This is a genomic window from Pseudomonas lundensis (assembly GCF_015377145.2).
GTDB lineage: Bacteria > Pseudomonadota > Gammaproteobacteria > Pseudomonadales > Pseudomonadaceae > Aquipseudomonas > Aquipseudomonas lundensis.
The window spans coordinates 4,744,720-4,768,491 of record NZ_CP062158.2 but is presented as its reverse complement, the minus strand read 5'-3'; the positions used below and the strand labels follow the sequence as shown (position 1 = coordinate 4,768,491).

The window sequence follows — 23,772 nt, the reverse complement described above, 5'->3', positions numbered from 1 at the left end:
AGGCTGTTTGGCCCTCGGGAAGATGAAAAAAACTGCAACACGCATTATCACTATGCAGGCAGATAAAACCAGTCGGCCTTTCAGATAACAGTCGCCGGATGTTTCTTACACTATAATTCCTCTTTTTTTGTAGGCGTTTTAACTGTCTTATGTCGGTTTCTTATCGTGATGCCATGCGTGCAGCCCTGTTATACGGGCTGTTGTCGGTTTTATGGCTGTTTCTCACTGATCACTTATTGAACAGTTTTCTTGATGATTCAGCCCAACTGGCGCACTGGCAGCGGGTAAATAGCTACGTGTGGGTGGGTGTCAGTGCGGGACTGATATTCCTTGCGCGTGCCCGATTGTTCAGTTTTCTGGGCATGGGCGCTCGCTTGCGCCGCCAGCGTCTGGATCAAGAGCGTCTGCGTCAGGCTGCGGTGGTGTTCGACTGTACCCGGGAAGGGGTGCTGGTCAGCGACCACAACGGAGTCATCGTGCACGTGAACCCGGCCTTGGTAAAAATCACCGGTTATGCGCCCGAGGAAGTGCTGGGTCAACGGCCCAATATGTTCAAGTCGGGGCATCATGGGCCGGAATTTTATCAGGCTGTGTTCGAATCGCTGGAAAAAACCGGCGAATGGCACGGTGAAATCTGGAATCGACGCAAAAGTGGTGAGATCTATCCTCAATGGCAGACAATCCGGGCTGTTCGCGACAATAAAGATCAGATCACGCATTACGTTGCCGTGTTTTCCGATATTTCCGCGATCAAAAATACCCAGAGCGAGTTGATGCGTCTGGCGCATCACGACCCGCTGACCGACTTGCCCAACCGCCTGCTGTTTACTGACCGTGCCGAGCAGGCGTTGGCTTACGCACAGCGTCACAAGTCGGGTTGCGCGCTGCTGATGATCGACCTCGACCATTTCAAAATCATCAACGACAGCATGGGCCACAACGTGGGCGATCTGTTGCTCAAGGCGGTGGGCGAGCGCCTGACGGCGGTGTTTGGCAAAGGCTTTACCGTGGCTCGCCTGGGCGGCGATGAATTCGCCGTGCTGGTGGAAAACTGCACCCAGGTTGCGCAGGCGGCCGGCTTTGCCCAGCAAGTGCTCGAAGTCATGAAGGGCGCGTTCATCATAGAAACCCACCAGCTGTTTATCAGCGCCAGCGTGGGCATCAGCTTGTACCCCAATGACGCCCTGAATGCCGAACAACTGCTGCGCAATGCCGACTCGGCGCTGTTCAAGGCCAAAAGTGCGGGCCGCGAAGGCTACGCGTTGTACACCGAAGAGCTGACCGCACACGCGCAATACCGTATCGAAGTGGCCAGTGATTTGCGGCGTGCCCTGGAGCAGCAAGAGCTGCGGGTGTATTTCCAGCCGGTCCACGATCTGACCACCAGCCGCATGGTGGGCGTGGAGGCGCTGGTGCGCTGGCAGCATCCGCAGCGCGGTCTGGTGGCGCCAGGCGAATTTATCCCGATTGCCGAGCGCACGGGGCTGATTGCCGAGATTGATGCGTGGGTGCTTGAGCAGGCGTGCTGGCAAATGTGCCAATGGCAAGCGGCGGGCGTGGATTTGTCGTTTGTCGCCGTGAACATTTCCAGCCGTCTGTTTGCACGGCCCGAGCTGTATCAGTTGGTGTCCACGGTATTGGCCGACACCGGTCTGAACCCGGCGTTGCTGGAGCTGGAAGTGACCGAAAGTGCGGTCATGGACAACTCGGAGGTGGCGCTTGAGCAAATGCATCGTCTGCGTGAACTGGGCTTGCGGCTGGCGATTGATGACTTCGGTACCGGATTCTCTTCGCTGTTACGCCTCAAGCGTTTGCCCGTGCAAAAGCTAAAAATCGACCAGGGATTTGTCGCCGGCCTACCCGGTGACGATGACGATGTGGCGATTGTGCGCGCCGTCATCGCGTTGGCTCAGAGCATGGGCATGCAGGTGCATGCTGAAGGCATCGAGTATGTCGAACAGGCGCAGTTCCTGCTCGACCACCATTGCGACTTGGGGCAGGGTTACTGGTTTGGCCGCCCGATGCCCGCCCGTGATCTGGATTGGCAGCGGGCTCCGGCGATCCGCCCCTGAGCGCGGGCTCAGTTCTTCTCGGGTGGCAGCTCTGGCAGCGCGCGTAATGCGGCTTCGTACCACTCAGTATTGAAGGCGCGGTCTTCTTCGAGGATCGCGTCAATTTCCACGGCCAGCACGTGGGCCATCAAGTTCAGAATCTCTTCGCGCTCATAGCCCACCAGGGTCAGCTTGTTGAACGTGGCTTTGGCGGCTGGCGGGTTGTCGGCCTCGATCTGGTTTTCGATGGCTTCGATCAGGGTGTTTTCGGCGAACGTTTCTTCGTCGTTATCGATGTCTGTTGGCTCGCTCATGGGCAGGCTCCTTAAGTAAAGGCCGGCAGTTTAACTGCATTCAGCACAATGATGCTGCTAGCCAGTCCGGTGGCGAAGCTCTATAACAAGCGCTGCCCACCCCAACCTGGCCTGGAGGCTTCGCAATGCTCAAGCTTTATGGATTTGCCGTCAGCAACTACTACAACATGGTCAAAATGGCGCTGCTGGAAAAAGGCGTGCCCTTCGAGGAAGTGCCTTTTTTTGCCGCGCAAACCCCTGAAGCGCTGGCCATCAGCCCGCGTGGCAAAGTGCCTGTGCTGGGGGTTGAGCAAGGGTTCGTCAACGAAACCAGCGTGATCCTTCAATACATTGAGGACACCCAGCCGGGCACCCGTCTGTTGCCGGTCGATCCGTTCGAGCGTGCGCAGGTGCTGGCGCTGGCCAAGGAAATCGAGCTGTATATCGAGTTGCCGGCCCGCGCCTGTTATCCCGAGGCGTTCTTTGGCATGAGCGTGCCGGACGTCATCAAGGAAAAAGCCAAGGCCGAGCTGATTCAGGGCATTTCGTCTCTGGGCAGGCACGGCAAATTCGCCCCGTATGTGGCAGGCGAAACGTTCACCGTGGCGGATATTTTCTTCCTCTACAGCGTGAGTCTGGCGTGTGCTGTCGGGCAGAAAGTGTTTGAACTGGATTTGCTGGCCGAATGGCCTGCGGCCAAAGCATTACTCAAGCAGCTTGAGCAAACTCCGCACGCACAGAAGATCGCAGCCGACAAAGACGCGGCCATGCCGCAATTTTTGGCGTGGATCAGTAGCAAGAAGTAATCGGACGCCCTTGGGCGCCCGACGAAGTCGCTGGCGAGTGGCATGAGGCCGGGTGATAGGGCGGCGCCCGATCACCGCCTCGTGTCTCGACAGCGATTCCAGGTATCAGCGGTTGGCCAGCAAGGCTTTGCCGCGAGCAACCGCAGCCTTGACCTGTGCCGGGGCTGTGCCGCCGATATGGTTACGCGCATTGACCGAGCCTTCCAGGGTCAGCACTGCAAACACGTCATCGTCGATCTGGTCACTGAACTGACGCAGTTCTTCGAGGCTCATCTCAGCCAGGTCCTTGCCTGTTTCAACCCCGTACTTGACCGCGTGGCCCACGATTTCGTGGCAGTCGCGGAACGGCAGGCCGCGGCGTACCAGGTAGTCCGCCAGGTCGGTCGCCGTGGAGAACCCGCGCAGTGCGGCTTCGCGCATGATGGCGTGCTTGGGTTTGATCGCCGGGATCATGTCGGCAAACGCCCGCAGCGAATCGCGCAGGGTGTCGGCGGCATCGAATAACGGCTCTTTGTCTTCCTGATTGTCCTTGTTGTAGGCCAGCGGCTGGCCCTTCATCAAGGTCAGCAGGCCCATCAGGGCGCCGAATACACGGCCGCTTTTGCCACGAACCAGCTCGGGCACGTCAGGGTTTTTCTTTTGCGGCATGATCGAGCTGCCGGTGCAGAAGCGGTCAGGCAGGTCAATGAACTGGAACTGCGCGCTGGTCCACAGCACCAACTCTTCGGAGAAGCGCGACAAGTGCATCATCGCGATGCTGGCGGCAGCGCAGAACTCGATGGCGAAATCGCGATCCGACACGTTGTCCAGCGAGTTTCCACCCACGGCGTCGAAGCCCAGCAATTGCGCGGTGAATTCGCGATCGATCGGGTACGTGGTGCCCGCCAGCGCGGCGCTGCCCAGCGGCATGCGGTTGGTGCGCTTGCGGCAGTCCACAAGGCGCTCGTAGTCGCGGCTGAGCATTTCAAACCACGCCAGCATGTGGTGACCGAATGTCACGGGCTGGGCAGTTTGCAGGTGGGTGAAGCCGGGCATGATGGTCTCGGCTTCGCGTTCGGCCTGCTCCAGCAGCCCTTTTTGCAAACGGGTGATTTCAGCCAGGATGAGGTCGATTTCATCGCGCAGCCACAAGCGGATATCCGTCGCGACCTGATCGTTACGGCTACGGCCGGTGTGCAGTTTTTTGCCGGTCACGCCGATGCGGTCGGTCAGACGCGCCTCGATGTTCATGTGCACGTCTTCCAGATCAATGCGCCAGTCAAACGTACCGGCTTCAATTTCGCTCTGGATGGTCTTCAAGCCATCGATGATGCTGTCGCGTTCGGCATCGGTCAGCACACCGACCTTGGCCAGCATGGTGGCGTGGGCCACGGAGCCCATGATGTCGTGACGATAAAGGCGCTGGTCGAAGGTGACGGAGGCGGTGAAGCGCGCAACGAAGGCGTCGACGGGTTCACTGAAGCGGCCGCCCCAGGACTGATTGGTCTTGTCGGTGCTCATGGATTCGCTCGTAATCGGCTGAGGGGAGTTACACAAAAAGTTACCGCGAATCATAACAGGGTTGCCGTTCAAGGCGTTGACGCAGGTCGGTTGGTTTTTGTCCGAACTGAGGTATAAAAAAATACCGAAACGAATTGTATCGATTGGGCGCCTTCGGCTTGGCAACCGTCTACAGTTGGTCGTATGGATAAGTCGTTACAGATGTTTGCTGGTGCTTCGACGGATCCGCAATTAAAACGAGCAACAGACACAGGTGAATATTGCTGTGCGGTTTGCGGCACTTTTTGGCCTTCGCGCTAGTCTTAGCATCGATCGCCGTGACAGCCGTCACTTCACCTGTCTACGCTATCCTTGTGCGAGACTCACGCAGGAATACAGCGCTATATGAATGTCCTGATCGTTGATGACGAAACCCTGGCCCGCGAGCACTTGAGCCAACTGCTCGGTTCGCTTGAGGGCTACACATTGCTGGAACCCGGCGCCACTGATGGCGAAGAGGCGTTGAGCCTGATCGAGAGCCTGAAACCGGACGTCGTGTTACTCGACATCCGCATGCCGGGTCTGGACGGGCTGCAAGTGGCTGCGAAATTGTGCGAGCGCGAACTGCCGCCATCGGTGGTGTTCTGCGTGGCGCCCGACGAGTTCCCCGAGCAAGCCCTCAAAGACAGCGGCGTCAGCTATGTACTCAAACCTGTGAATGCCCAGGACCTGAGCGCCGCCCTGAAAGAGGCGCATCGGCCCAACCGCATTCAGCTGGCCGCGCTTACAAGGCCTGCAGCGCAGTCGGGCAGTGGCCCCCGCAGCCACATCAGCGCCCGTACCCGCAAAGGCATCGAGCTGATCCCGATCGATCAGGTGATCTACTTTATTGCCGACCACAAATACGTGACCTTGCGCCATGAAGGCGGTGAAGTCCTGCTCGATGAACCGCTCAAGGCGTTGGAAGACGAGTTTGGGGAACGCTTTGTGCGTATCCACCGCAATGCGCTGGTGGCGCGTAACCGGATCGAGCGTCTGCAGCGTACGCCGCTGGGGCACTTTCAGTTGTTCCTCAAAGGGCTCAACGGTGATGCGTTGATTGTCAGCCGTCGCCATGTGGCGGGTGTTCGCAAAATGATGCAGCAGCTGTAGCAAGCGCCAAAAAGGGCGCGTGCGCCCTCGTTTTCGGCCAGGGAGGCCGCTGACCTCTGATACAAGTCAAAGCTCATTTGGCTGAGCTGTTATTATCCGCCGTATCTTTTCAGTACGGATTGATCCATGTCCTCTCGCGAAATCCGCATCGCTACCCGTAAAAGCGCCCTGGCTCTGTGGCAGGCCGAATTCGTTAAAGCCCGTCTGGAGCAGGCCCACCCTGGTCTGGTGGTGACGCTGGTGCCCATGGTCAGCCGTGGTGACAAGCTGCTGGACTCGCCGCTGTCAAAAATCGGCGGCAAGGGCCTGTTCGTCAAAGAGCTGGAAACCGCCTTGCTTGAAAACGAAGCCGACATTGCCGTGCACTCGATGAAAGACGTGCCGATGGACTTCCCTGAAGGCCTCGGTCTGTTTTGCATCTGTGAGCGTGAAGACCCACGTGACGCTTTTGTTTCCAACACCTACGCCAGTCTTGACGCCTTGCCCAAGGGCAGCGTGGTCGGTACTTCAAGCCTGCGTCGTCAGGCCCAATTGTTGACCCGTCGTCCGGATCTCGAAATCCGCTTCCTGCGCGGCAACGTCAATACCCGTCTGGCCAAGCTCGACGCGGGCGAATACGACGCCATCATCCTGGCTGCAGCCGGTCTGATCCGTCTCGGTTTTGAAGCGCGCATCACATCCGCCATCAGCATCGAAGACAGCCTGCCCGCCGGTGGCCAAGGGGCTGTAGGCATCGAATGCCGCAGCGCCGACACCGAAATTCATGCGTTGCTCGCGCCCTTGCATCACGCTGACACGGCCGTGCGCGTTACGGCCGAACGTGCCTTGAACAAACACCTCAATGGCGGGTGTCAGGTTCCGATTGCGTGCTACGCCGTGCTTGAAGGCGAGCAGCTATGGTTGCGCGGTCTGGTGGGCGAGCCGAGCGGCGGAACCCTGTTGAGCGCGGATGCCCGGGCGCCTCGCAGCGCGGCTCAGGCGCTGGGTGAGCAGGTCGCTGAGGCGTTGTTGGCCCAGGGCGCGGGCGACATCCTTAAAGCCGTTTATGGTGAGGCAGGTCACGAGTGACAGGCTGGCGCGTGTTGCTGACCCGGCCTACCGAGGACTCGGCGGCACTGGCGGCCGAGTTGGCGACTGCCGGGGTGTTCAGCAGCAGTTTGCCGTTGTTGGCGATCCGGCCGCTGGCGTTAAGCGACGCGCAGCGCGCACGGGTTGCCGGGCTGGATCGTTACTGCGCGGTCATTGTCGTCAGTAAACCCGCTGCCCGCTTGGGGCTGGCACTGGTCAATCAATACGGGCCGCCGTCGTCCCGGCAGAAGTGGTTCAGTGTCGGGGCCGCCACCGCGCAGATTCTCGCCGACTACGGGCTGGATGTTAGCTACCCTCAATCGGCAGATGACAGTGAGGCCTTGCTGGCCTTGCCGGCGTTCAAACAGGCTGTTGAAGGCGCCGGGCGCAAGGTTTTAATCATGCGCGGGCAGGGCGGGCGCGAGCGGTTGGCCGACCATTTGCGCCAGTTGGGGGCAGAGGTCGACTACCTTGAGCTCTATGCGCGTGAATTGCCGTCCTACCCGCCGCATACGCTGAGCCAGCGCGTTCAAGTGGAACGCCTGAACGCGCTGGTGGTCAGCAGTGGACAAGGATTCGAACATTTACGGCAGTTGGCTGGCGATGCCTGGTCCCGACTGTCCGCGTTACCGTTGTTTGTTCCAAGCCCCCGCGTGGCTGAGATGGCGCGCAGCGCCGGGGCCCAACATGTTGTGGATTGTCGTGGCGCCAGTGCCGCGGCTTTGCTGGCGGCGTTACGGGAGCATCCCGTACCTGCCCTCTAATGCAAAGGATGGATACGTGAGCGAAACAATCTTGACTAAAGAACCTGTGCAGCCCGCGCCGCAAACGCAGGCTGAAAAGCCTGTCGTCAAGCCTGAGCGCCGGGGCAATGGCCTGGCGATCGTCGCCTTGTTGCTCGGTGCTGCCGGTGTTGCGGTGGGCGGTTGGGGCGTGTGGCAGGTCCGTCATCTACAAACGGACACGGCGCAACAGCTGAGCGAAGTGCAAGCCCTGGGTGCGCAAACCCTGTCCATCAAACAAGGTGAGCAAAAGCTGCTGACGCGCCTGAATCAATTGCCTTCGGCCAGCCAACTGGATGATCAGCGCCAGTTGGTCGTGCAGTTGCAGGGTGACCAGCAGCGTTTGAATCAGCGCCTTGAAACCGTGCTGGGCGCAAGCCGCAAGGATTGGCGTCTGGCCGAAGCCGAGCACTTGCTGCGCCTGGCCAGCCTGCGCCTCTCGGCACTGCAAGACATCACCAGTGCGCAGGCGCTGGTCGAAGGTGCAGATGCCATTTTGCGTGAACAGAATGACCCGGGCTCGTTTGCTGCGCGGGAACAATTGGCCAAAAGCCTCGCGGCCTTGCGCAGTGTCGAACAGCCAGACCGTACCGGCCTGTTCCTGCGACTGGCGGCCTTGCGCGATCAAGTCGCCCAGCTCAATGCGTTGGCCCCGGCTTATCAGGACCAGGGCGACTCATTGCTTGGCCTGACAGCAGACGGGGATGGCGCCAGCCGATGGGCGCAGTGGTGGGACGAAATCTCCCATTACATTCGCATTGATTTCAACGCGGATAAAAATGTCCGGCCCCTGCTGGCAGGGCAAAGCCTGACGCAAGTGCGTCTGGCCTTGAGCCTTGCACTGGAGCAGGCGCAATGGGCGGCGCTCAATGGTCAGGCGCCGGTGTACACCCAGGCTTTGGCGCAGGCTGAAGAGGTGCTTAAAGGCAACTTCAACCAGGACAACCCGCAAAGCCAGAAGCTGCTGGAGCAAGTGGTTGAGCTGAGCAAACAACCGGTCACCGTCAAAACCCCAGACCTGGCTGGCACGCTGAGTGCGGTGCAGGCTTACCTTGAGCGTCGCCACGTCAGTGCCGACGAACCGGGTCAGGCTGCGGGCAACCCGGCGCAGGAGACCAGCCCATGAAACGCCTCTATGTGATTGTGTTTCTGTTGATCGCAGCCGCGGCCTGCATCGGCCTGGCAATCGCCGAAGACGCGGGCTACGTGCTGATCGCTTATAAAAGTTTCCGTTATGAGTCCAGTGTGTGGGCCACGCTGGCGCTGATCGTTGTGCTGTGGCTACTGATCTGGGGCATCAAGCTGCTGGTCGAACTGGTCACCGCCTCAACCGGGCTGGTTAATCCCTGGTCGCGCCGCAACCGCAGCCGTCGTGTGCAAATAGCGATCGAACAGGGCCAGATGGACCTTGCCGAAGGACGCTGGGCCAGTGCGCAAAAGCATTTGGCACGTGCGGCCGAAGCGGAGCGCCAGCCACTGTTGTTTTACCTGGGCGCAGCGCGGGCGGCCAACGAGCTGGGTCATTACGAAGAGAGCGACAAACTGCTTGAGCGCGCGTTGCAGCGTCAGCCACAGGCAGAGCTTGCGATTGCCTTGAGCCATGCGCAGTTGCAAGTAGACCGCGCCGACACCGATGGCGCACTGAACACCCTTCAAGCCATGCACGAGCGTCATCCGCATAACGTGCAGGTGCTGCGTCAGTTACAGCGTCTGCACCAACAGCGTGGCGACTGGACAGCCCTGATCCGCCTGTTGCCGGAACTGCGCAAAGACAAAGTCTTGCCCGCCAAAGAACTTGCCGAGCTGGAAAGCCGGGCGTGGGGGCAAAACCTCAATTTGGCAGCACAACGCGAGACGGAAGGCGAAGCGGCCCTGCAATCGTTGCAGCGTGCGTGGCAGCAATTGACTTCGGCTCAGCGTCAGGAGCCGGCGCTGGTGCTGGCGTATGCAGAACAATTGCGTCAACTGGGGGCTCAAGGTGAGGCCGAAGAAGTGTTGCGAGGTGCTCTGAAACGCAATTACGACAGCCATCTGGTGCGTCTGTATGGTCTATTGCGCGGCAAGGATCCCGTCAAACAACTGCAAACGGCTGAAGGCTGGCTCAAGGCTCATCCGGCAGATCCGAGTCTGCTGTTGACCTTGGGTCGCTTGTGTTTACAAAACAGTTTGTGGGGCAAGGCCCGTGATTACCTGGAGAACAGCCTGAAACTTCAGCGTAACCCTGAGGCATGCGCCGAGCTCGCCAGGCTTTTGGCTCAACTGGGCGAAACCGATCGCAGCAATCAACTGTTTCAAGAAGGTTTGAACCTTCTGGATGAGCGTTTGCTAGCGTTGCCGCTACCGGCGACCGCACGTAGTGTCTAAGAATGGTCCGACTTGTGCGCAAGTATAAGTCGGCCCTTTTTAAAGAAATCTCGTATTAAATTTGCAGAAAGTAAAATTCCTACGAGATGTAACAAACTATCTTTCAGAGCCTGTCGGTTAATCCTTACAGCCTTAAGGACGCTTCCCCTGAGCCCCACCTTGAAAGGGCTAACGGCTTTCCACTACCGTAATTACCTGTCTATTTTGTTACGGAAAAGCCATGTTTTTGGCCGGCTCACGTTTCATATTTCTCCTGATGTTTTTGGCCAGTTCGACTGTGCTGAGCGTCTCCTTGTATCTGGAGTACGGGCCCGGTCTTAAACCGTGTTCGTTATGTTGGGTGCAGCGGTTTTTTCTATTGGCCTTTTGTATCGTGAATTTGATCGCCTATGCGCATGCCTCCCGCCCCAAGCGGGTAATGAGTTATTCGATTGTGTCGTTGGTATTGGGGTTTGCGGGGGCGATGAGTGCGGTGCGCCAAGTGATATTACTGCGGGTGCCACCAGAGCAACTGATGTTCTGCCAACCCGACTTCATTTGCATGCTTCACAACTTTTCCTTGAAGGCTGCCCTTTCCGCGCTGTTCAGAGGAAGCGAGGAGTGCGTTCACGTGAGCTGGACGGTCTTCGGCCTCAGCATCCCCGAGCTTAGTTTGCTGGCATTCACCGGCCTGTGCCTGCTCAGCCTTACGCAGATCATTCGCACGCTGATTTCCCGTAAACACAGCCACCCCTGCGACCCGGCGTAGCAGGGTCTATTAAACGCTTGTATGAATTTTCTCTCGTGCGTACCTTGAAGCAGTCACCGTGCGGGCATAATCTGGCCCGCACGCATTACTGGAATATGCCGCCCAATGCCGTTGCGCTCTAGCGCACTTTTGGGTTCAGACAGGCCCGGCCAACGCTGGGTGGCATGAGCCCATAAGGGAAGAGAGATCACCATGCTAGAGAGTTGCAAGAATGCTCAGGAACGTTTCAATGGCGTCCACAAGCTGATTGATAACTGGCTGCATGAGCGCGGCGAACTTGTGAAGGCTTACGAAGCCGTCAAGGTTGAGCATCAGTCCTCGAATCCCAAACGTAAAACCCAAAAAGAGTTTTGCCAGGTGTTGGTCGACTACGTGTCGGCGGGCCACTTCGAGATTTACGATCAGCTCCATCAAGAAGCGAAAGCATTTGATGATGAGCGCGGGCTTGAACTAGCCAATAAACTGTATCCGCGCATACAAACGATCACTCAAGTCGCTCTGGACTTCAATGACCGTTGTGACGGCAAGGATCATCGTCCTGATTGCGAAAAGCTGGCCGCCAAATTCAACGAGCTGGGAGCCTTGCTCCATGAGCGCTTCGAGTTGGAAGACTGCCTGATCGAAGTGCTGCATAACGCTCACAAACAAATCGTCACGGCCAACCCTGAAGCCATTCACGCCTGACACGCCGTACCGGTGTGCACGTTGCAGGAGCACCTGCGCTCCTGCGACCGAAGGCGTTGATGGGCTTTATTTTTTGGTGTCGAGCAATTCGATTTCAAACACCAGCGGTGTGTACGGCGCGATCAAATCCCCGGCGCCGTCAGCGCCATAAGCCTGACTGGACGGTATAACCAGTCGCCACTTCGCCCCGACCGGCATTTGAGTCAACGCGCTGCGCCATCCCGCTATGACACTGTCCAGGCGAAACCACTGTGGCTGCGTGCTTTGATCAAACACCGTGCCATCGGGCAGTCGTCCTACATAATTCACGTTGACCCACCCTTGGGCATCAGGCTTTGCACCTGAGCCGGGTTTGAGTTCTGTCTGGAGAATGCCATCCGCCAGTTCACGGGTAGGTGGCTGCGCTTTTTCCTTTACTAAAAAATCGTGCTCGGCCGACAGCGCTCGTTCGCTGTCTGGCTGCGCGGAGGCTGCATCGATGTGCGCCTGATGCTCCGTCAACACTTGCTCGATGCGGGCATCGCTGAGGGCCAGCGGCTTGCCCTGATAAGCCGCGCGCAACCCTTCAATCAACGCATTGAGCTGTAAGTCAGGCACCTCTTCGCGCAAGCGTTCTCCCAGGCTGGCGCCCAGGCTGTAAGCCAGGTCATGGGCGGCATCGGGTGGTGTTGCCGGCGCTGCGTGGGCCAGCGGAGCAAGGCATAAAAAAGTCCAAAAAAGATAGCGAGCCATGGTCACTCTCCGGCCAAAAGTGCCGGGGATTATGCCAGCCGTGTTGCTGGGTATCGTGATTTATTTGCTCGGCACAATCAGGTGTGTTGAGCCGGTAAAAGCACCGCGCAATTAAGGACTGGGCTTGATCAAACCTTGATCCAGCACAACTTTCGCGACGCCATGCAACGCATAGCTATCGTTAGTGTCAACATGATCTAGCGGCGGTTCTTGCAGAGGTCTAGTATGAGCCGCACTCACTTCAGCCAGGAGGTAAACCATGTCGGCCAAAAAGAAGCCCGTTAATACCCCGTTGCACCTGCTCCAACAGCTCTCAGGCAGCTTGCTTGAGCATTTGGAAAACGCTTGCTCCCAAGCGTTGGCTGATGCTGAGAAACTGCTCGCAAAGCTTGAAAAACAGCGCGGCAAAGCTCAGGAAAAACTGCACAAGTCTCGCGCCAAACTGCAAGACGCGGCCAATTCCGGCAAGTCCAAGGCTCAGTCCAAAGCCAAGTCTGCTGTTAAAGAGCTTGAGCAACTGCTCGATGCCCTGAAAGAGCGTCAAACGGAAACTCGCGATTACATCCTGCAACTCAAGCGCGACGCTCAAGAAAGCCTGAAGCTCGCTCAAGGCGTAGGCCGGGTCAAAGAAGCGGTTGCCAAAGCGTTGACCACCCGCGAAGCCAAGCCTGCTGCCAATGCCAAGAAGTCTGCTGCCAAAGCACCCGCGAAAACAGCCACTAAGGCCCCTGCCAAGGCGCCTGTAAAAGCGGCTACGAAACCTGCGGTGAAAGCAGCAGCACAAAAGCCGGCCCCTGCACGCGCTGCCAAACCTGTGGCCGCCAAAGCCCCGGTCGCCAAGGCTGCTACGAAAACAGCCGCAGCTAAACCTGCCGCTGCCAAACCGGCGGCTAAAGCACCGGTAAAAGCTGCTGCCAAGCCTGCCACCCGAGCGGCTGCCAAACCCGCGGCGAAGCCTGCCGTTAAACCCGCTGTCGCCAAGCCCGCAGCCGCCAAGCCCGCAGCCGCCAAACCTGCCGCAGCCAAACCGGCCGTCAAGCCCGCTGCAAAACCTGCAGTCGCCAAACCGGCTGCAAAGCCGGCTGCCAGAAAGCCTGCGGTCACCAAACCGGCCACAGCCGCCAAGCCTGCCGCAGCGCCTGCTGCAACCCCAGCCTCTGCGCCCGCCACAACGCCCGCTCAAACACCGGCCACTACCCCCGCGGTTACGCCAACCACCGCTTCTTAAGCGTGGTTGATTGCGGCACGCAGCGCCTGCAGCGTGTCGCAATCGGGTTGGCCAGCTAAGCGGGCCAGTTCCCGCAACCAGTCGCACGTCTGTGCGCGTTGGCCTGGCAGCCACTGGCGAGTCAGTGACTCCAACCGCAACAGCAACGTGCGCTCGGCCTCTAACTCCAAGGTTTTAACCTGCATGCGTAAAGTGGCGAGCGTCTCATCGTGCGCAGCCGCTTCACGCCATTGCATCCGTAAGTGGCGCAAAGGCTGTATGACGTCGCGCTGCCAAGGCCCGGCGCAATCCTGAAGCTGTGTCAGTCGGCCCTCATCGCAGGTCACGCCGCGCGTTTGCAACCATGCCGCGCACAGCAGCAGGCACACATCCATCCCCCGGTGTTGCAGCTCAAGGCAAGCGTGCTCGACGCCGGGCCGCGCGTAGAGGTGTAAACAGTAGTTCCACAGGTCAGTGTGCATCGTGCAATTAGCGCCAGTTGAGAGGGAAGCTGGTAGACTCCGCCGCCATTATGATCCGACTTCAGAACCTGACTTTACAGCGTGGCCCGCAACGTCTGCTAGAAGACGCCGAGTTGACGCTGCACGCCGGCCACAAAGCCGGTCTGGTCGGCGCCAACGGCGCCGGTAAATCCACGTTGTTCGCCTTGCTGCTGGGTGAGTTGACCCCCGATTCGGGTGATTGTCTGCTCCCCGCCGACTGGCGGATTGCCCACATGCGGCAAGAAATCGACACCCTCGACCGCATTGCGATCGATTACGTGCTCGATGGCGACCAGCGTCTGCGCCAGGTGCAAGCTGATCTGGCCAAGGCCGAGCTGGCAGAAGACGGCCCGGCTCAGGCACGTCTGCATGCCGAGCTGGACAGCGCCGACGGTTATACCGCCGACGCCCGAGCGCGCAAAATGCTCGCCGGTCTGGGGTTCACTAACGAACAAATGGATCGCCCGGTCGCTGACTTTTCCGGTGGCTGGCGGATGCGCCTGAACCTGGCGCAAGCCCTGATGTGCCCGTCAGACTTGTTGTTGCTCGATGAACCGACCAACCACTTGGACCTTGATGCCATTCTGTGGCTTGAAGACTTCCTCAAAGGTTACCCGGGCACTTTGCTGCTGATTTCCCACGATCGGGATTTTCTCGATGCCGTGGTGGACAACATTGCCCACGTCGAACAGCGCAAAATCACGCTTTACCGCGGCGGTTACTCAGCCTTCGAGCGCGCCCGTGCCGAACGTCTGGCCCAGCAACAGCAGGCTTACGAGAAGCAACAGGCGCAACGTGCGCACATGGAAAGCTACATCGCCCGTTTCAAGGCTCAAGCCACCAAGGCACGTCAGGCACAAAGCCGGATCAAGGCACTTGAGCGCATGGAAGAACTGAGCGCGGCCCATGTCGATTCGCCGTTCGACTTCGTGTTCCGTGAAGCCGTGAAGCTCTCCAGCCCGCTGCTGGATTTGTCCGATGCCCGTTTGGGGTATGGCGACAAAACCATTCTGGAGAAGGTCAAACTGCAACTGGTGCCGGGCGCCCGCATCGGTTTGCTGGGCCCCAACGGGGCGGGCAAATCGACGTTGATCAAAAACCTCGCGGGCGAGCTGGCGCCGCTGGCTGGCCGGTTGGCCCGTGGCGAGAATCTGGTCGTAGGCTACTTTGCCCAGCACCAGCTCGATTCGCTGGACGCCAAAGCCAGCCCGCTGCTGCATCTGCAACGACTGGCGCCGACTGAACGTGAACAAACCCTGCGCGACTTCCTCGGTGGTTTCGACTTCCGTGGTGCGCGCATTGATGAGCCTGTGCTGAATTTTTCGGGCGGCGAAAAGGCCCGTCTTGCGCTGGCGTTGATTGCGTGGGGTCGTCCTAACCTGTTGCTGCTCGACGAACCGACCAACCACCTTGATCTCGAAATGCGTCTGGCGCTGACCATGGCCTTGCAAGAGTTCAGCGGTGCGGTACTGGTGGTGTCTCACGATCGGCATTTGCTCAAAAGCACCACGGACGAGTTTCTGCTGGTGGCCGACGGCAAGGTGCAAGCGTTCGACGGCGACCTTGAGGACTATGCACGTTGGTTGGCCGATTACCGTTTGCGCAACGCCCCTGTCAGCAATACGCCGGTCAATCCGGACAAGACTGACAAAAAGGCTCAGCGCCAGGCCGCCGCTGCACTGCGCCAGCAGTTGGCCCCCCATAAGCGCGAAGCTGACAAGCTTGAGAGCGAGTTGGGCAAGGTCAACGAAAAGCTGGCCAGCATTGAAGTCAGTCTGGGCGACAGCGCCGTATACGAAGCCGCCCGCAAGGATGAGTTGCGTGAGCTGCTGGCCGAGCAGGCCCGGCTTAAAGTGCTGGAAGGCCAGTTGGAAGAGCGCTGGATGGAAGCGCTGGAAGTGCTTGAAACCCTTCAGGCAGAGCTTGAGGCCTTGTCCTGATGGAGTCATTGGGCCTGCCTTTACCGGCCGAGTTGATTGCGCCGCTGTGGATTGGCGTCCAGATTCTGCTGATCCTGTTGGCGGGTTATTTCCTGCAGCGCGTCATTGCGCGCTTCCTCACACGGTTGGGGGAACGCTACCCGCTGCCGCCGCAGTTACTGATGCCCCTGCGCGGCGGCCTGCGCTGGTTCATCATGGGCAGCGCGGTCATCTTCGTGCTGGAGCGTCTGGGTGTGTCAGCCACGGTGTTGTGGACGGCACTCTCGGGGTTCGTCGCAGTGGCGGCCATTGCCTTCTTCGCGATGTGGAGCGTGCTGTCCAACCTCTTGTGTGCCGTGCTGATTTTTACCGTCGGACCGTTCCGGATTGGCGATGTGGTCGAGCTGCTCGACACGCTGGACAAGCCGGGCGTCAAAGGCCGTGTGGTGGCAATCAACTTGCTCTACACCACCCTGATCGAACCCGCAGAAGCGGGCAGTGGCAGCAGCATGGTGCAAGTGCCCAACAGTCTGTTCTTCCAGCGTTCTGTTCGTCGCTGGCGCGAAGGTGACGTCTAAACAGTCTGCGTTCCCACAGGCTTTGCAGCAAAAAACCAGTGGTTAAATTTCAGCCCGCGCATTAGCTTTAAGGACTTGTTACTGATTTTGTCCGGGAGGTGCGTGATGTCGCTGGAAACGTGGTTGGCCTTTTTTGCGGCGTCCTGGGTCATCAGCCTGTCGCCTGGCGCGGGTGCCATTGCTTCAATGTCATGCGGCCTGCAATACGGTTTCTGGCGCGGTTACTGGAATGCCATCGGCCTGCAACTGGGGTTGGCCCTGCAAATCGCCATTGTGGCTGCCGGTGTCGGTGCAATCCTTGCGGCCTCATCTACGGCCTTTTACGCCATCAAGTGGTTCGGCGTGGCGTACCTCATCTACCTTGCGGTCAAACAATGGCGTGCCTTGCCCGCTGACCTCAGCGACAACGCCGCCGTTCGCCCCATCGGCAAGCCCCTGGCGCTGGTGTTTCGCGGCTTTCTGGTGAATGTCAGCAACCCCAAGGCATTGGTCTTCATGCTGGCGGTGTTGCCGCAGTTCGTTGATCCGCATGCGCCCTTGCTGTCTCAATATTTGATCCTCGGCACGACCATGATCTGTGTCGATCTGATCGTGATGGCGGGTTACACCGGGTTGGCATCCAAGGTGCTGCGCCTGTTACGCACCCCTAAACAACAGCGCCGCCTGAATCGCACATTTGCCGGGCTATTTGTGGGCGCAGCAGGTTTTCTGGCGACCTTGCACCGCGCAACGACGTAAAGCCCTTGAGAGATTGGGAAGGGAAGTGAACAATGTGTTACTTCTCATTTCCACCCGGATTTCCCCATGACCGCCCGCTCGCGTTTCTTGGCATGGCTGATGCTGCCCATGCTCGCGTTGTGCAGCTTTGTTGTGTCTGCCAACTCCCCGGAAGGTGCCTCGCAGGCACTTCATCTCATTGATTACATCGGCGCGGATTACCCGCCCACGGTCGACCAGGGAAAGGTCATCGACGAGACCGAATACCGCGAGCAACTGGAATTTCTGGCCGTTCTCAAGGGGCTGATTGCCGACTTGCCTGAACGCCCTGAGCGGGCGGAGCTGGCGCAGGGCGTGAATGCGTTGCAAACCGCCATTGAACAGCGCGAGGACGGGGCGGCTGTGGCCCGTGAAGCGCGTCAGTTGGGGGCCAAGCTGGCCGTGGCCTATGAGGTCAGCCAGGCGCCGGTCATTACGCCGGATCCCGCCCGTGGGGCGCCGCTGTATGCACAGCATTGCTCGGTGTGCCATGGCGAAACGGGTGCCGGTGACGGCCCGGCCGGGGTGGGCATGACGCCGCCACCTGCCAACCTGCGCGACGCCGAACGGCTTGATCGCCTGAGCCTCTACGCGATTTACAACACGCTTGGGTTGGGTGTCGAAGGCACGGACATGCCTTCATTTGCCGACCAGCTCGACGAACGTCAGCGCTGGGACCTGGCTACCTACATCGCGGGCCTGAGTGCCGACCCAGGTGCAGCCAAAGCAGACAAAACCTACAACCTGGCCGATCTCGCCCGTCAAACGCCGAATGAAGTCCTGGCCGCTGATGGCCCGCAGGCGGCGGCGACGTTCCGTGCGCAGCGTGCGCAGCCGCCACAGGTGGTGCGCGGGCCTGGCCAGTTGCTCGAATACACCGGTGCCACGCTCGACAAAAGCCTCGCGGCGTATCGCGCAGGCGATCGTGAACAAGCGTATGACCTGTCAGTGGCCGCCTATCTGGAAGGCTTCGAGCTGGTAGAAAGCTCGCTCGATAACGTCGACAGCAACGTGCGGAAAAACACTGAAAAAGCCCTCATGGCGTACCGTCAATCGCTGCAGGACGGCTTGCCCGTCGAGCAGGTTGAGCAGCGGCTCGAGGCGGCCAAAGTGTTGCTCAAGGAATCAGCCGGTTTGCTGGGCAGCGATGGCCTGAGTTGGTCGCTGAGCTACATTTCGGGCTTGTTGATCCTGCTGCGCGAAGGCCTGGAAGCCATTCTGGTGCTGGCGGCAATCCTTGCCTTTTTGCGCAATACCGGGCAGCAGTCGGCCGTTCGCAGCGTCAACATCGGCTGGGGGCTGGCACTGCTGGCGGGTCTGGCGACGTGGGCGTTGGCGGCGTATGTGATCGACGTCAGCGGCGCACAGCGCGAACTGCTCGAAGGTTGTACGGCGTTGTTTGCCAGCGTCATGGTGCTGTGGCTCGGGGTGTGGATGCATGACCGCCGGCATGCTGCGGCATGGCAGGACTACATCAAAAGCAGTCTTGTCAGCGGTGGCGGGCGCTTCGGTTTCGCGATCCTGGCCTTTTTCTCGGTGTACCGCGAGCTGTTTGAGGTGATCCTGTTTTACGAAACCCTGTGGCTGCAAGCAGGTCCGGCCGGGCACAACGCAGTGCTGGCAGGCGGCGCGACGGCCCTGGTGCTGTTGATTGGCCTGGCATGGATCATCCTGCGCGGTTCGGCCAAGTTGCCGTTGGCGTTGTTCTTCGGTATCAACGCGGCATTGCTGTGCGCGTTGTCGGTCGTGTTCGCGGGGCATGGTGTGAAAGCGCTGCAAGAGGCCGGGATTTTCGGCACGCGTCCTGTTCCGTTCTTCGAATTCGACTGGCTGGGCATTCATGCTGATGCGTACTCGTTGGGCGCTCAGGCCATTGCACTGCTGGCGATCATCGTGCTTTACGGGCGCAGCAAACTGGCCGAAAAGCGCAGACTGCCTGCCTGACGTTCACGCCTTGCCATGCTCACAGGTGTCGTCGCTGCGCGGCAGCGATGACACCTCATTAACAGGAGAGTTTGCCCATGCGGGTCTGGATCGACGCCGACGCTTGCCCCAAGGCTGCGAAGGATCAAGTCATCAAGTTCGCTTTAAAGCGTCAGTTTGAAGTGGTGCTGGTGGCCGGGCAGAGCCAGGTCAAGCCGACCTATGCGTTGGTCAAACTGATTGTGGTGCCCAGCGGCCCGGATGCTGCCGACGATTATCTGGTTGAGCACGCGGTGCCCGGCGAGTTGGTGATTTGCAGCGACGTGCCGTTGGCGGACCGGTTGGTGAAGAAGGGCGTGGCCGCACTCGATCCGCGCGGTAAACCGTTCGATGCCCACAACATGGGCGAGCGGTTGGCGGTGCGTAACCTGTTTACGGACCTGCGCGAGCAAGGTCAGGTGAGCGGCGGGCAGGGTGCGTATGGCGAACGCGAGAAACAGGCGTTCGCCAATGCGCTGGACCGTCTATTGACGCGCCTGACGCGCGCCTGATTAATCGTTTTCGTGAGTCAGTTCCAGCACCCGGTCAACCATCTTGTTGATGCCTGAAGCCGCTTCGCTGATGGATTGCGCCAGCATGTAGGCCGGGGTGCTCACCAGTTTCCGGGCCTTGTCTTCGACGATATCGCTGACGTCGCACTCTTGGTGAGTGGCGCCCATTTTATTCACGACGGTGGCCGTGTCCGCGTCATTACCAATGGTGCAGATCACACCAGGGCCATAGATTTTGGCGGCCATGGCCGGTGAGATGCACATCAACCCCACGGGTTTGCTCGCTTCGGCAAAGGCTTCGGCCAGTGCTAGCACATCAGGCTGCACGGTACATTCAGCGCCTTTAACAGCGAAGTCAGACAGATTTTTCGCGGCGCCAAATCCGCCGGGTACGATCAATGCGTCGAAGTCCTCAACGTTCGCCTCGCGAATATCCTTGACCTCGCCACGGGCGATGCGCGCGGACTCCACCAATACGTTACGCGACTCAGGCATCTGTTCGCCGGTCAGGTGGTTGATGACGTGCATTTGCGCCACATTGGGTGCGAAGCATTGTGCATGGGCGCCACGCTGATCGAGGCGCAGCAGGGTGATAACGCTTTCGTGGATTTCGGCACCGTCGTAGACGCCGCAGCCCGACAGAATCACGGCAACTTTTTTCTGGGTCATATGGGTTCTCCTCAAAACGTGATACGTGGCGTTAATGTCGCCTGATTTGGCATCAGATGCCAGAGCGGACAAGTCGGGCGCACGTCGCTGAATGCATGACTAATGGATCGCTTTCAAACGTCAGTGTTCAGTTTAGAAGAGAGAACGCAGGCGCTGTCATGGGCAGCGCCTCGGGAGGTGCGAGTGCGGGCGCACACGCGGTGTTACTCGACGGGCGGGGTGTTGGCGTCGGCGGCTTTGTTTTTTTCATCCAGCGCGGTCTGCCGGGCGATGCGCGCATTCTTGAAGCGACGGCGGATCCACAGGCACACGCCCAGTACCAGCAGCGCACCCAGCACCCACAATTCGTACTTTTTAACGCTGCCGAGCAAGCCTTCCAGCACGGCGCCAAAGTGGTAGGCGGCGGTGGCCAGGGCGATGGCCCAGATGGCGGCACCAATGCCGTTGAGCAGCAAATAGCGGCCCGGCGGATACCCGGACAGGCCAATCGCCACCGGCATGACGGTGCGCAGCCCATAGACAAAACGGAAGCTCAGGACCCAGATGTCCGGATGCTTGCGAATGTGCTCCAGCGCCTTGTCGCCCATCAGTTGCCAGCGCGGCTTGCGCGCCAACAGTTTGCGGCCGTGCTTGCGCCCCAGGAAGTACCACAGCTGATCGCCGGCATAACTGCCGAGGAACGCCACGATCATCACCAGTTTGAGGTCCATATATCCGCGGAACGCCAAGAAGCCTGCGAGTACCAGAATGGTCTCACCTTCAAAGAACGTCCCTAGAAACAGGGCGAAGTAGCCGAATTCTTGAAGAAATTGTTGGAGCATTGTCTGGATGCTGGCGAAATGAACGCGCAGCCTACGCCTTCAAGCGCGTGTATGAAAGTATCGAAATGTGTCTGGTCGTGAACAAATCCTACAATGCACATGGTTTTGACTTACGTCATGCGCGTTGTCATCTGGCGTTCATGACGCGCCGTTATAAAGGTCGCGCGCGTGCAGGCCGAGGTTGTATCGGGTTTTTTTGCAGTCGCAAGCGATGTGCCCCTACGCGCCGAAGGCTCTACTAAAGTCGCAGTGGAAGACCGGCGGGTGGTGGTGATGCAGCGCAGTCTCAGAACAATTTGGCCAAAACACCCTCTAACCAGGCCTCAGCCCGCATAAAGCGCCTTTGAGCGGTTTAATCCCGCAGGCGTTGGTGGCATTCTGGCTGTCAATTTGACTGGCCGCGCCGCTTAACTGTTACGAGAGTCAAACCCGCTCTTATCAGGAACAATCAATGAATACCGAAGGACAGACAGAACTCGTTGCCACCGAACCTCAACCGATCGTTGAGCAGGCCCCCGAACCCCAGCCCGAGCCGCAAGCGCAAGCCCCGGCCGAGAGCCATGGCGCGGCGCACCCGGTGATTACCATTCCGGGTCTGGATGACAGCAGCCTGTATATCCATCGTGAGTTGTCGCAATTGCAGTTCAACATTCGCGTGCTGGAGCAGGCGCTGGATGAGTCCTACCCGTTGCTGGAGCGGCTGAAGTTTCTGCTGATCTTTTCCAGCAACCTCGACGAGTTCTTTGAGATCCGGGTGGCGGGCCTGAAGAAGCAAATTACCTTCGCCCGCGAGCAGGCCGGTGCGGACGGTTTGCAGCCGCATCAGGCGCTGGCGCGCATCAGTGAGCTGGTGCATGGCCATGTTGATCGTCAGTACGCGATTCTCAACGACATTCTGCTGCCCGAGCTTGAAAAGCATCAGGTGCGCTTCATTCGTCGGCGTCACTGGAACACCAAAATCAAGGCGTGGGTACGCAAGTTCTTCCGCGATGAAATTGCACCGATCATCACGCCTATTGGTCTGGACCCGACGCACCCGTTCCCGTTGTTGGTCAACAAAAGCCTCAACTTCATCGTGGAGCTGGAAGGCATTGATGCCTTCGGCCGCGACTCGGGTCTGGCGATCATTCCAGCCCCGCGTTTGTTGCCGCGTGTGATTAAAGTGCCGGAAGACGTTGGCGGGCCGGGCGACAACTATGTGTTCCTGTCGTCAATGATTCACGCCCATGCCGATGACCTGTTCCAGGGCATGAAAGTAAAAGGCTGCTATCAATTCCGACTGACCCGCAACGCCGATCTGGCGGTTGACACTGAAGATGTCGAAGACTTGGCCCGTGCGTTGCGTGGCGAGTTGTTCTCGCGTCGTTACGGCGATGCGGTGCGTCTGGAAGTGGCCGACACGTGCCCTAAGCACCTGTCCGACTACTTGCTCAAGCAATTCAACCTGCACGAAACCGAGCTGTACACGGTCAATGGCCCGGTGAACCTGACGCGCCTGTTCAGCATCACCAGCCTGGACAGCCACCCCGAGCTGCAATACACGCCGTTTACGCCAGCCATCCCGAAGCTGTTGCAGAACAGCGAGAACATTTTCAGCGTGGTCAGCAAGCAGGACATTTTGCTGCTGCACCCGTTTGAGTCGTTTACCCCGGTCGTCGACTTGCTGCGCCAGGCCGCCAAGGACCCGCATGTCCTGGCCGTGCGCCAGACCCTATACCGCAGCGGTGCCAACTCCGAGATCGTGGATGCGTTGGTGGATGCGGCGCGTAACGGCAAGGAAGTGACGGCGGTGGTGGAGCTGCGTGCGCGTTTTGACGAAGAGTCCAACCTGCAACTGGCCAGCCGTCTGCAAGCTGCGGGCGCAGTAGTGATCTACGGGGTGGTGGGGTTCAAGACCCACGCCAAGATGATGCTGATTCTGCGTCGTGAGGCGGGCGAAATCGTGCGCTATGCGCACTTGGGCACGGGCAACTACCACGCCGGCAACGCCCGTCTGTACACCGACTACAGCTTGCTGACCTCGGATGACGCGCTGTGCGAAGACGTCGGCAAGCTGTTCAGCCAATTGATCGGCATGGGCAAAACCTTGCGCATGAAGAAGCTGCTGCATGCGCCGTTCACACTGAAGAAGGGCATGCTGGACATGATTGCCCGGGAAACCCAGTTCGCCCTGGAAGGCAAACCTGCGCACATCATCGCCAAATTCAACTCACTGACCGACCCCAAGATCATTCGTGCGTTGTACAAGGCCAGCCAGTCCGGGGTGCGGATTGACCTGATCGTGCGCGGGATGTGCTGCCTGCGCCCGGGCATCCCCGGCGTGTCGCATAACATTCACGTGCGCTCGATCATCGGCCGCTTTCTGGAGCACACGCGGGTGTTCTACTTCCTTAACGGCGGGGAAGAGCAGATGTTCTTGTCGAGTGCCGACTGGATGGAGCGCAATCTCGATAAGCGCGTCGAAACGTGCTTCCCGATTGAAGGCAAAAAGTTGATTCTGCGGGTCAAGAAAGAGCTTGAGTGCTACCTGACAGACAACACGCACAGCTGGAGCCTGCAGTCGGACGGCCGTTATATCCGCAACACGCCAACCGGCAACCAAAACCCGCGCAGTGCCCAGGCCACGTTGCTGGAGCGCTTGAGCCTGCCGGTATTGACCGTCAGCACCGGCCCGTCGGTGTAAGCC

Annotated in this window: 22 protein-coding genes and 1 pseudogene; 17 read left to right on the top strand and 6 right to left on the bottom strand. The window is 59.2% G+C overall.

Features of this window, described 5'->3' with window-relative positions:
- The first annotated feature begins 149 nt into the window (after positions 1-149).
- Positions 150-2,072 carry a phosphodiesterase DibA gene (gene dibA / locus IF654_RS22235; protein ID WP_194862861.1) on the top strand — a complete coding sequence of 641 codons (1,923 nt, stop codon included), beginning with the start codon at positions 150-152 and terminating at the stop codon, positions 2,070-2,072.
- A gap of 8 nt (positions 2,073-2,080) precedes the next feature.
- On the opposite strand, the gene IF654_RS22230 is transcribed toward dibA, so the two are convergent.
- Positions 2,081-2,365: a hypothetical protein gene (locus IF654_RS22230; protein WP_047272795.1), complete on the bottom strand. Its 285-nt coding sequence runs from the start codon at positions 2,363-2,365 to the stop codon at positions 2,081-2,083.
- A gap of 125 nt (positions 2,366-2,490) precedes the next feature.
- Here IF654_RS22230 and IF654_RS22225 point away from each other — a divergent pair, with 125 nt between their 5' ends.
- Entirely contained in the window at positions 2,491-3,150 is a 660-nt protein-coding gene (locus IF654_RS22225; protein WP_047279819.1) for a glutathione S-transferase family protein, read from the top strand.
- A 105-nt stretch (positions 3,151-3,255) separates the two neighbouring features.
- On the opposite strand, the gene argH is transcribed toward IF654_RS22225, so the two are convergent.
- Positions 3,256-4,650, bottom strand: coding sequence for an argininosuccinate lyase (gene argH / locus IF654_RS22220; RefSeq protein ID WP_047272797.1), 1,395 nt, complete (start codon positions 4,648-4,650; stop codon positions 3,256-3,258).
- A 241-nt stretch (positions 4,651-4,891) separates the two neighbouring features.
- Here argH and IF654_RS23080 point away from each other — a divergent pair.
- The 8 genes and pseudogenes from IF654_RS23080 to rsd form a co-directional block, all read left to right on the top strand.
- Positions 4,892-5,038 (top strand): annotated as a pseudogene (locus IF654_RS23080) (sensor histidine kinase); the annotation flags it as partial.
- Positions 5,035-5,781 (top strand): LytR/AlgR family response regulator transcription factor, encoded by a 747-nt coding sequence (locus tag IF654_RS22215; RefSeq protein WP_047272798.1) that lies wholly within the window; start codon positions 5,035-5,037, stop codon positions 5,779-5,781. The pseudogene IF654_RS23080 and the gene IF654_RS22215, both read left to right, overlap by 4 nt.
- A gap of 126 nt (positions 5,782-5,907) precedes the next feature.
- A complete protein-coding gene (gene hemC, locus IF654_RS22210; protein WP_047272799.1) occupies positions 5,908-6,849 on the top strand; it encodes a hydroxymethylbilane synthase in 942 nt (313 codons plus the stop codon).
- Positions 6,846-7,613 (top strand): uroporphyrinogen-III synthase, encoded by a 768-nt coding sequence (locus IF654_RS22205; RefSeq protein ID WP_047281659.1) that lies wholly within the window; start codon positions 6,846-6,848, stop codon positions 7,611-7,613. Before hemC ends, IF654_RS22205 begins: the two co-directional genes overlap by 4 nt.
- A 16-nt stretch (positions 7,614-7,629) precedes the next feature.
- Entirely contained in the window at positions 7,630-8,757 is a 1,128-nt protein-coding gene (locus IF654_RS22200; protein ID WP_047272801.1) for a uroporphyrinogen-III C-methyltransferase, read from the top strand.
- The gene (locus IF654_RS22195; RefSeq protein WP_047272802.1) at positions 8,754-9,995 is read left to right on the top strand and encodes a heme biosynthesis protein HemY; all 1,242 of its coding nucleotides are present in this window, start codon (positions 8,754-8,756) and stop codon (positions 9,993-9,995) included. The genes IF654_RS22200 and IF654_RS22195 overlap by 4 nt, the downstream gene beginning before the upstream one ends.
- Positions 9,996-10,215: 220 nt before the next feature.
- Positions 10,216-10,743 (top strand): disulfide bond formation protein B, encoded by a 528-nt coding sequence (locus IF654_RS22190; protein ID WP_047279815.1) that lies wholly within the window; start codon positions 10,216-10,218, stop codon positions 10,741-10,743.
- A gap of 192 nt (positions 10,744-10,935) precedes the next feature.
- Complete coding sequence (rsd, locus tag IF654_RS22185; protein ID WP_095010029.1) at positions 10,936-11,427, top strand: sigma D regulator; 492 nt, start codon at positions 10,936-10,938, stop codon at positions 11,425-11,427.
- Positions 11,428-11,493: 66 nt separating this feature from the next.
- Here rsd and IF654_RS22180 read toward each other — a convergent pair whose 3' ends face one another.
- Positions 11,494-12,159, bottom strand: coding sequence for an FKBP-type peptidyl-prolyl cis-trans isomerase (locus IF654_RS22180; protein ID WP_194862862.1), 666 nt, complete (start codon positions 12,157-12,159; stop codon positions 11,494-11,496).
- A gap of 259 nt (positions 12,160-12,418) precedes the next feature.
- Between IF654_RS22180 and IF654_RS22175 the strand changes: the two genes are divergently transcribed.
- Entirely contained in the window at positions 12,419-13,387 is a 969-nt protein-coding gene (locus tag IF654_RS22175; protein WP_194862863.1) for an AlgP family protein, read from the top strand.
- On the opposite strand, the gene IF654_RS22170 is transcribed toward IF654_RS22175, so the two are convergent.
- Positions 13,384-13,848: a TIGR02444 family protein gene (locus IF654_RS22170; RefSeq protein WP_194862864.1), complete on the bottom strand. Its 465-nt coding sequence runs from the start codon at positions 13,846-13,848 to the stop codon at positions 13,384-13,386. The two genes, IF654_RS22175 and IF654_RS22170, sit on opposite strands and share 4 nt — an antisense overlap.
- Positions 13,849-13,898: 50 nt before the next feature.
- On the opposite strand from IF654_RS22170, the gene IF654_RS22165 reads away from it, so the two are divergent.
- From IF654_RS22165 to IF654_RS22145, 5 genes are all read left to right on the top strand, one after another.
- On the top strand, positions 13,899-15,809 hold the full coding sequence (locus IF654_RS22165) for an ATP-binding cassette domain-containing protein (RefSeq protein ID WP_047272809.1): 1,911 nt from the start codon (positions 13,899-13,901) through the stop codon (positions 15,807-15,809).
- Complete coding sequence (locus tag IF654_RS22160; RefSeq protein ID WP_047272810.1) at positions 15,809-16,366, top strand: mechanosensitive ion channel family protein; 558 nt, start codon at positions 15,809-15,811, stop codon at positions 16,364-16,366. Before IF654_RS22165 ends, IF654_RS22160 begins: the two co-directional genes overlap by 1 nt.
- A gap of 105 nt (positions 16,367-16,471) precedes the next feature.
- The gene (locus IF654_RS22155; protein ID WP_047279809.1) at positions 16,472-17,104 is read left to right on the top strand and encodes a LysE family transporter; all 633 of its coding nucleotides are present in this window, start codon (positions 16,472-16,474) and stop codon (positions 17,102-17,104) included.
- Positions 17,105-17,170: 66 nt separating this feature from the next.
- Complete coding sequence (locus IF654_RS22150; RefSeq protein WP_094989328.1) at positions 17,171-19,066, top strand: cytochrome c/FTR1 family iron permease; 1,896 nt, start codon at positions 17,171-17,173, stop codon at positions 19,064-19,066.
- 77 nt (positions 19,067-19,143) lie between these two features.
- On the top strand, positions 19,144-19,596 hold the full coding sequence (locus tag IF654_RS22145; protein WP_047272813.1) for a YaiI/YqxD family protein: 453 nt from the start codon (positions 19,144-19,146) through the stop codon (positions 19,594-19,596).
- Here IF654_RS22145 and elbB read toward each other — a convergent pair whose 3' ends face one another.
- Both elbB and IF654_RS22135 read right to left on the bottom strand, forming a co-directional pair.
- Complete coding sequence (gene elbB / locus IF654_RS22140) at positions 19,597-20,265, bottom strand: isoprenoid biosynthesis glyoxalase ElbB (RefSeq protein ID WP_094987879.1); 669 nt, start codon at positions 20,263-20,265, stop codon at positions 19,597-19,599. It abuts the gene before it with no gap.
- Positions 20,266-20,468: 203 nt separating this feature from the next.
- On the bottom strand, positions 20,469-21,086 hold the full coding sequence (locus IF654_RS22135) for a DedA family protein (protein ID WP_047272815.1): 618 nt from the start codon (positions 21,084-21,086) through the stop codon (positions 20,469-20,471).
- Positions 21,087-21,537: 451 nt separating this feature from the next.
- Here IF654_RS22135 and ppk1 point away from each other — a divergent pair, with 451 nt between their 5' ends.
- Positions 21,538-23,769, top strand: a complete 2,232-nt coding sequence (ppk1, locus tag IF654_RS22130; RefSeq protein ID WP_047272816.1) for a polyphosphate kinase 1 — start codon at positions 21,538-21,540, stop codon at positions 23,767-23,769.
- Positions 23,770-23,772: the final 3 nt, after the last annotated feature.

What these genes read in the sequence shown, in the direction of transcription:
- dibA (WP_194862861.1), top strand. Translation starts at nt 150, where the DNA reads ATGTCGGTTTCTTATCGTGATGCCATGCGTGCAGCCCTGTTATACGGG.
- IF654_RS22230 (WP_047272795.1), bottom strand. Translation starts at nt 2,365, where the DNA reads ATGAGCGAGCCAACAGACATCGATAACGACGAAGAAACGTTCGCCGAA.
- IF654_RS22225 (WP_047279819.1), top strand. Translation starts at nt 2,491, where the DNA reads ATGCTCAAGCTTTATGGATTTGCCGTCAGCAACTACTACAACATGGTC.
- argH (WP_047272797.1), bottom strand. Translation starts at nt 4,650, where the DNA reads ATGAGCACCGACAAGACCAATCAGTCCTGGGGCGGCCGCTTCAGTGAA.
- IF654_RS22215 (WP_047272798.1), top strand. Translation starts at nt 5,035, where the DNA reads ATGAATGTCCTGATCGTTGATGACGAAACCCTGGCCCGCGAGCACTTG.
- hemC (WP_047272799.1), top strand. Translation starts at nt 5,908, where the DNA reads ATGTCCTCTCGCGAAATCCGCATCGCTACCCGTAAAAGCGCCCTGGCT.
- IF654_RS22195 (WP_047272802.1), top strand. Translation starts at nt 8,754, where the DNA reads ATGAAACGCCTCTATGTGATTGTGTTTCTGTTGATCGCAGCCGCGGCC.
- IF654_RS22190 (WP_047279815.1), top strand. Translation starts at nt 10,216, where the DNA reads ATGTTTTTGGCCGGCTCACGTTTCATATTTCTCCTGATGTTTTTGGCC.
- rsd (WP_095010029.1), top strand. Translation starts at nt 10,936, where the DNA reads ATGCTAGAGAGTTGCAAGAATGCTCAGGAACGTTTCAATGGCGTCCAC.
- IF654_RS22180 (WP_194862862.1), bottom strand. Translation starts at nt 12,159, where the DNA reads ATGGCTCGCTATCTTTTTTGGACTTTTTTATGCCTTGCTCCGCTGGCC.
- IF654_RS22175 (WP_194862863.1), top strand. Translation starts at nt 12,419, where the DNA reads ATGTCGGCCAAAAAGAAGCCCGTTAATACCCCGTTGCACCTGCTCCAA.
- IF654_RS22170 (WP_194862864.1), bottom strand. Translation starts at nt 13,848, where the DNA reads ATGCACACTGACCTGTGGAACTACTGTTTACACCTCTACGCGCGGCCC.
- IF654_RS22165 (WP_047272809.1), top strand. Translation starts at nt 13,899, where the DNA reads ATGATCCGACTTCAGAACCTGACTTTACAGCGTGGCCCGCAACGTCTG.
- IF654_RS22160 (WP_047272810.1), top strand. Translation starts at nt 15,809, where the DNA reads ATGGAGTCATTGGGCCTGCCTTTACCGGCCGAGTTGATTGCGCCGCTG.
- IF654_RS22155 (WP_047279809.1), top strand. Translation starts at nt 16,472, where the DNA reads ATGTCGCTGGAAACGTGGTTGGCCTTTTTTGCGGCGTCCTGGGTCATC.
- IF654_RS22150 (WP_094989328.1), top strand. Translation starts at nt 17,171, where the DNA reads ATGACCGCCCGCTCGCGTTTCTTGGCATGGCTGATGCTGCCCATGCTC.
- IF654_RS22145 (WP_047272813.1), top strand. Translation starts at nt 19,144, where the DNA reads ATGCGGGTCTGGATCGACGCCGACGCTTGCCCCAAGGCTGCGAAGGAT.
- elbB (WP_094987879.1), bottom strand. Translation starts at nt 20,265, where the DNA reads ATGACCCAGAAAAAAGTTGCCGTGATTCTGTCGGGCTGCGGCGTCTAC.
- IF654_RS22135 (WP_047272815.1), bottom strand. Translation starts at nt 21,086, where the DNA reads ATGCTCCAACAATTTCTTCAAGAATTCGGCTACTTCGCCCTGTTTCTA.
- ppk1 (WP_047272816.1), top strand. Translation starts at nt 21,538, where the DNA reads ATGAATACCGAAGGACAGACAGAACTCGTTGCCACCGAACCTCAACCG.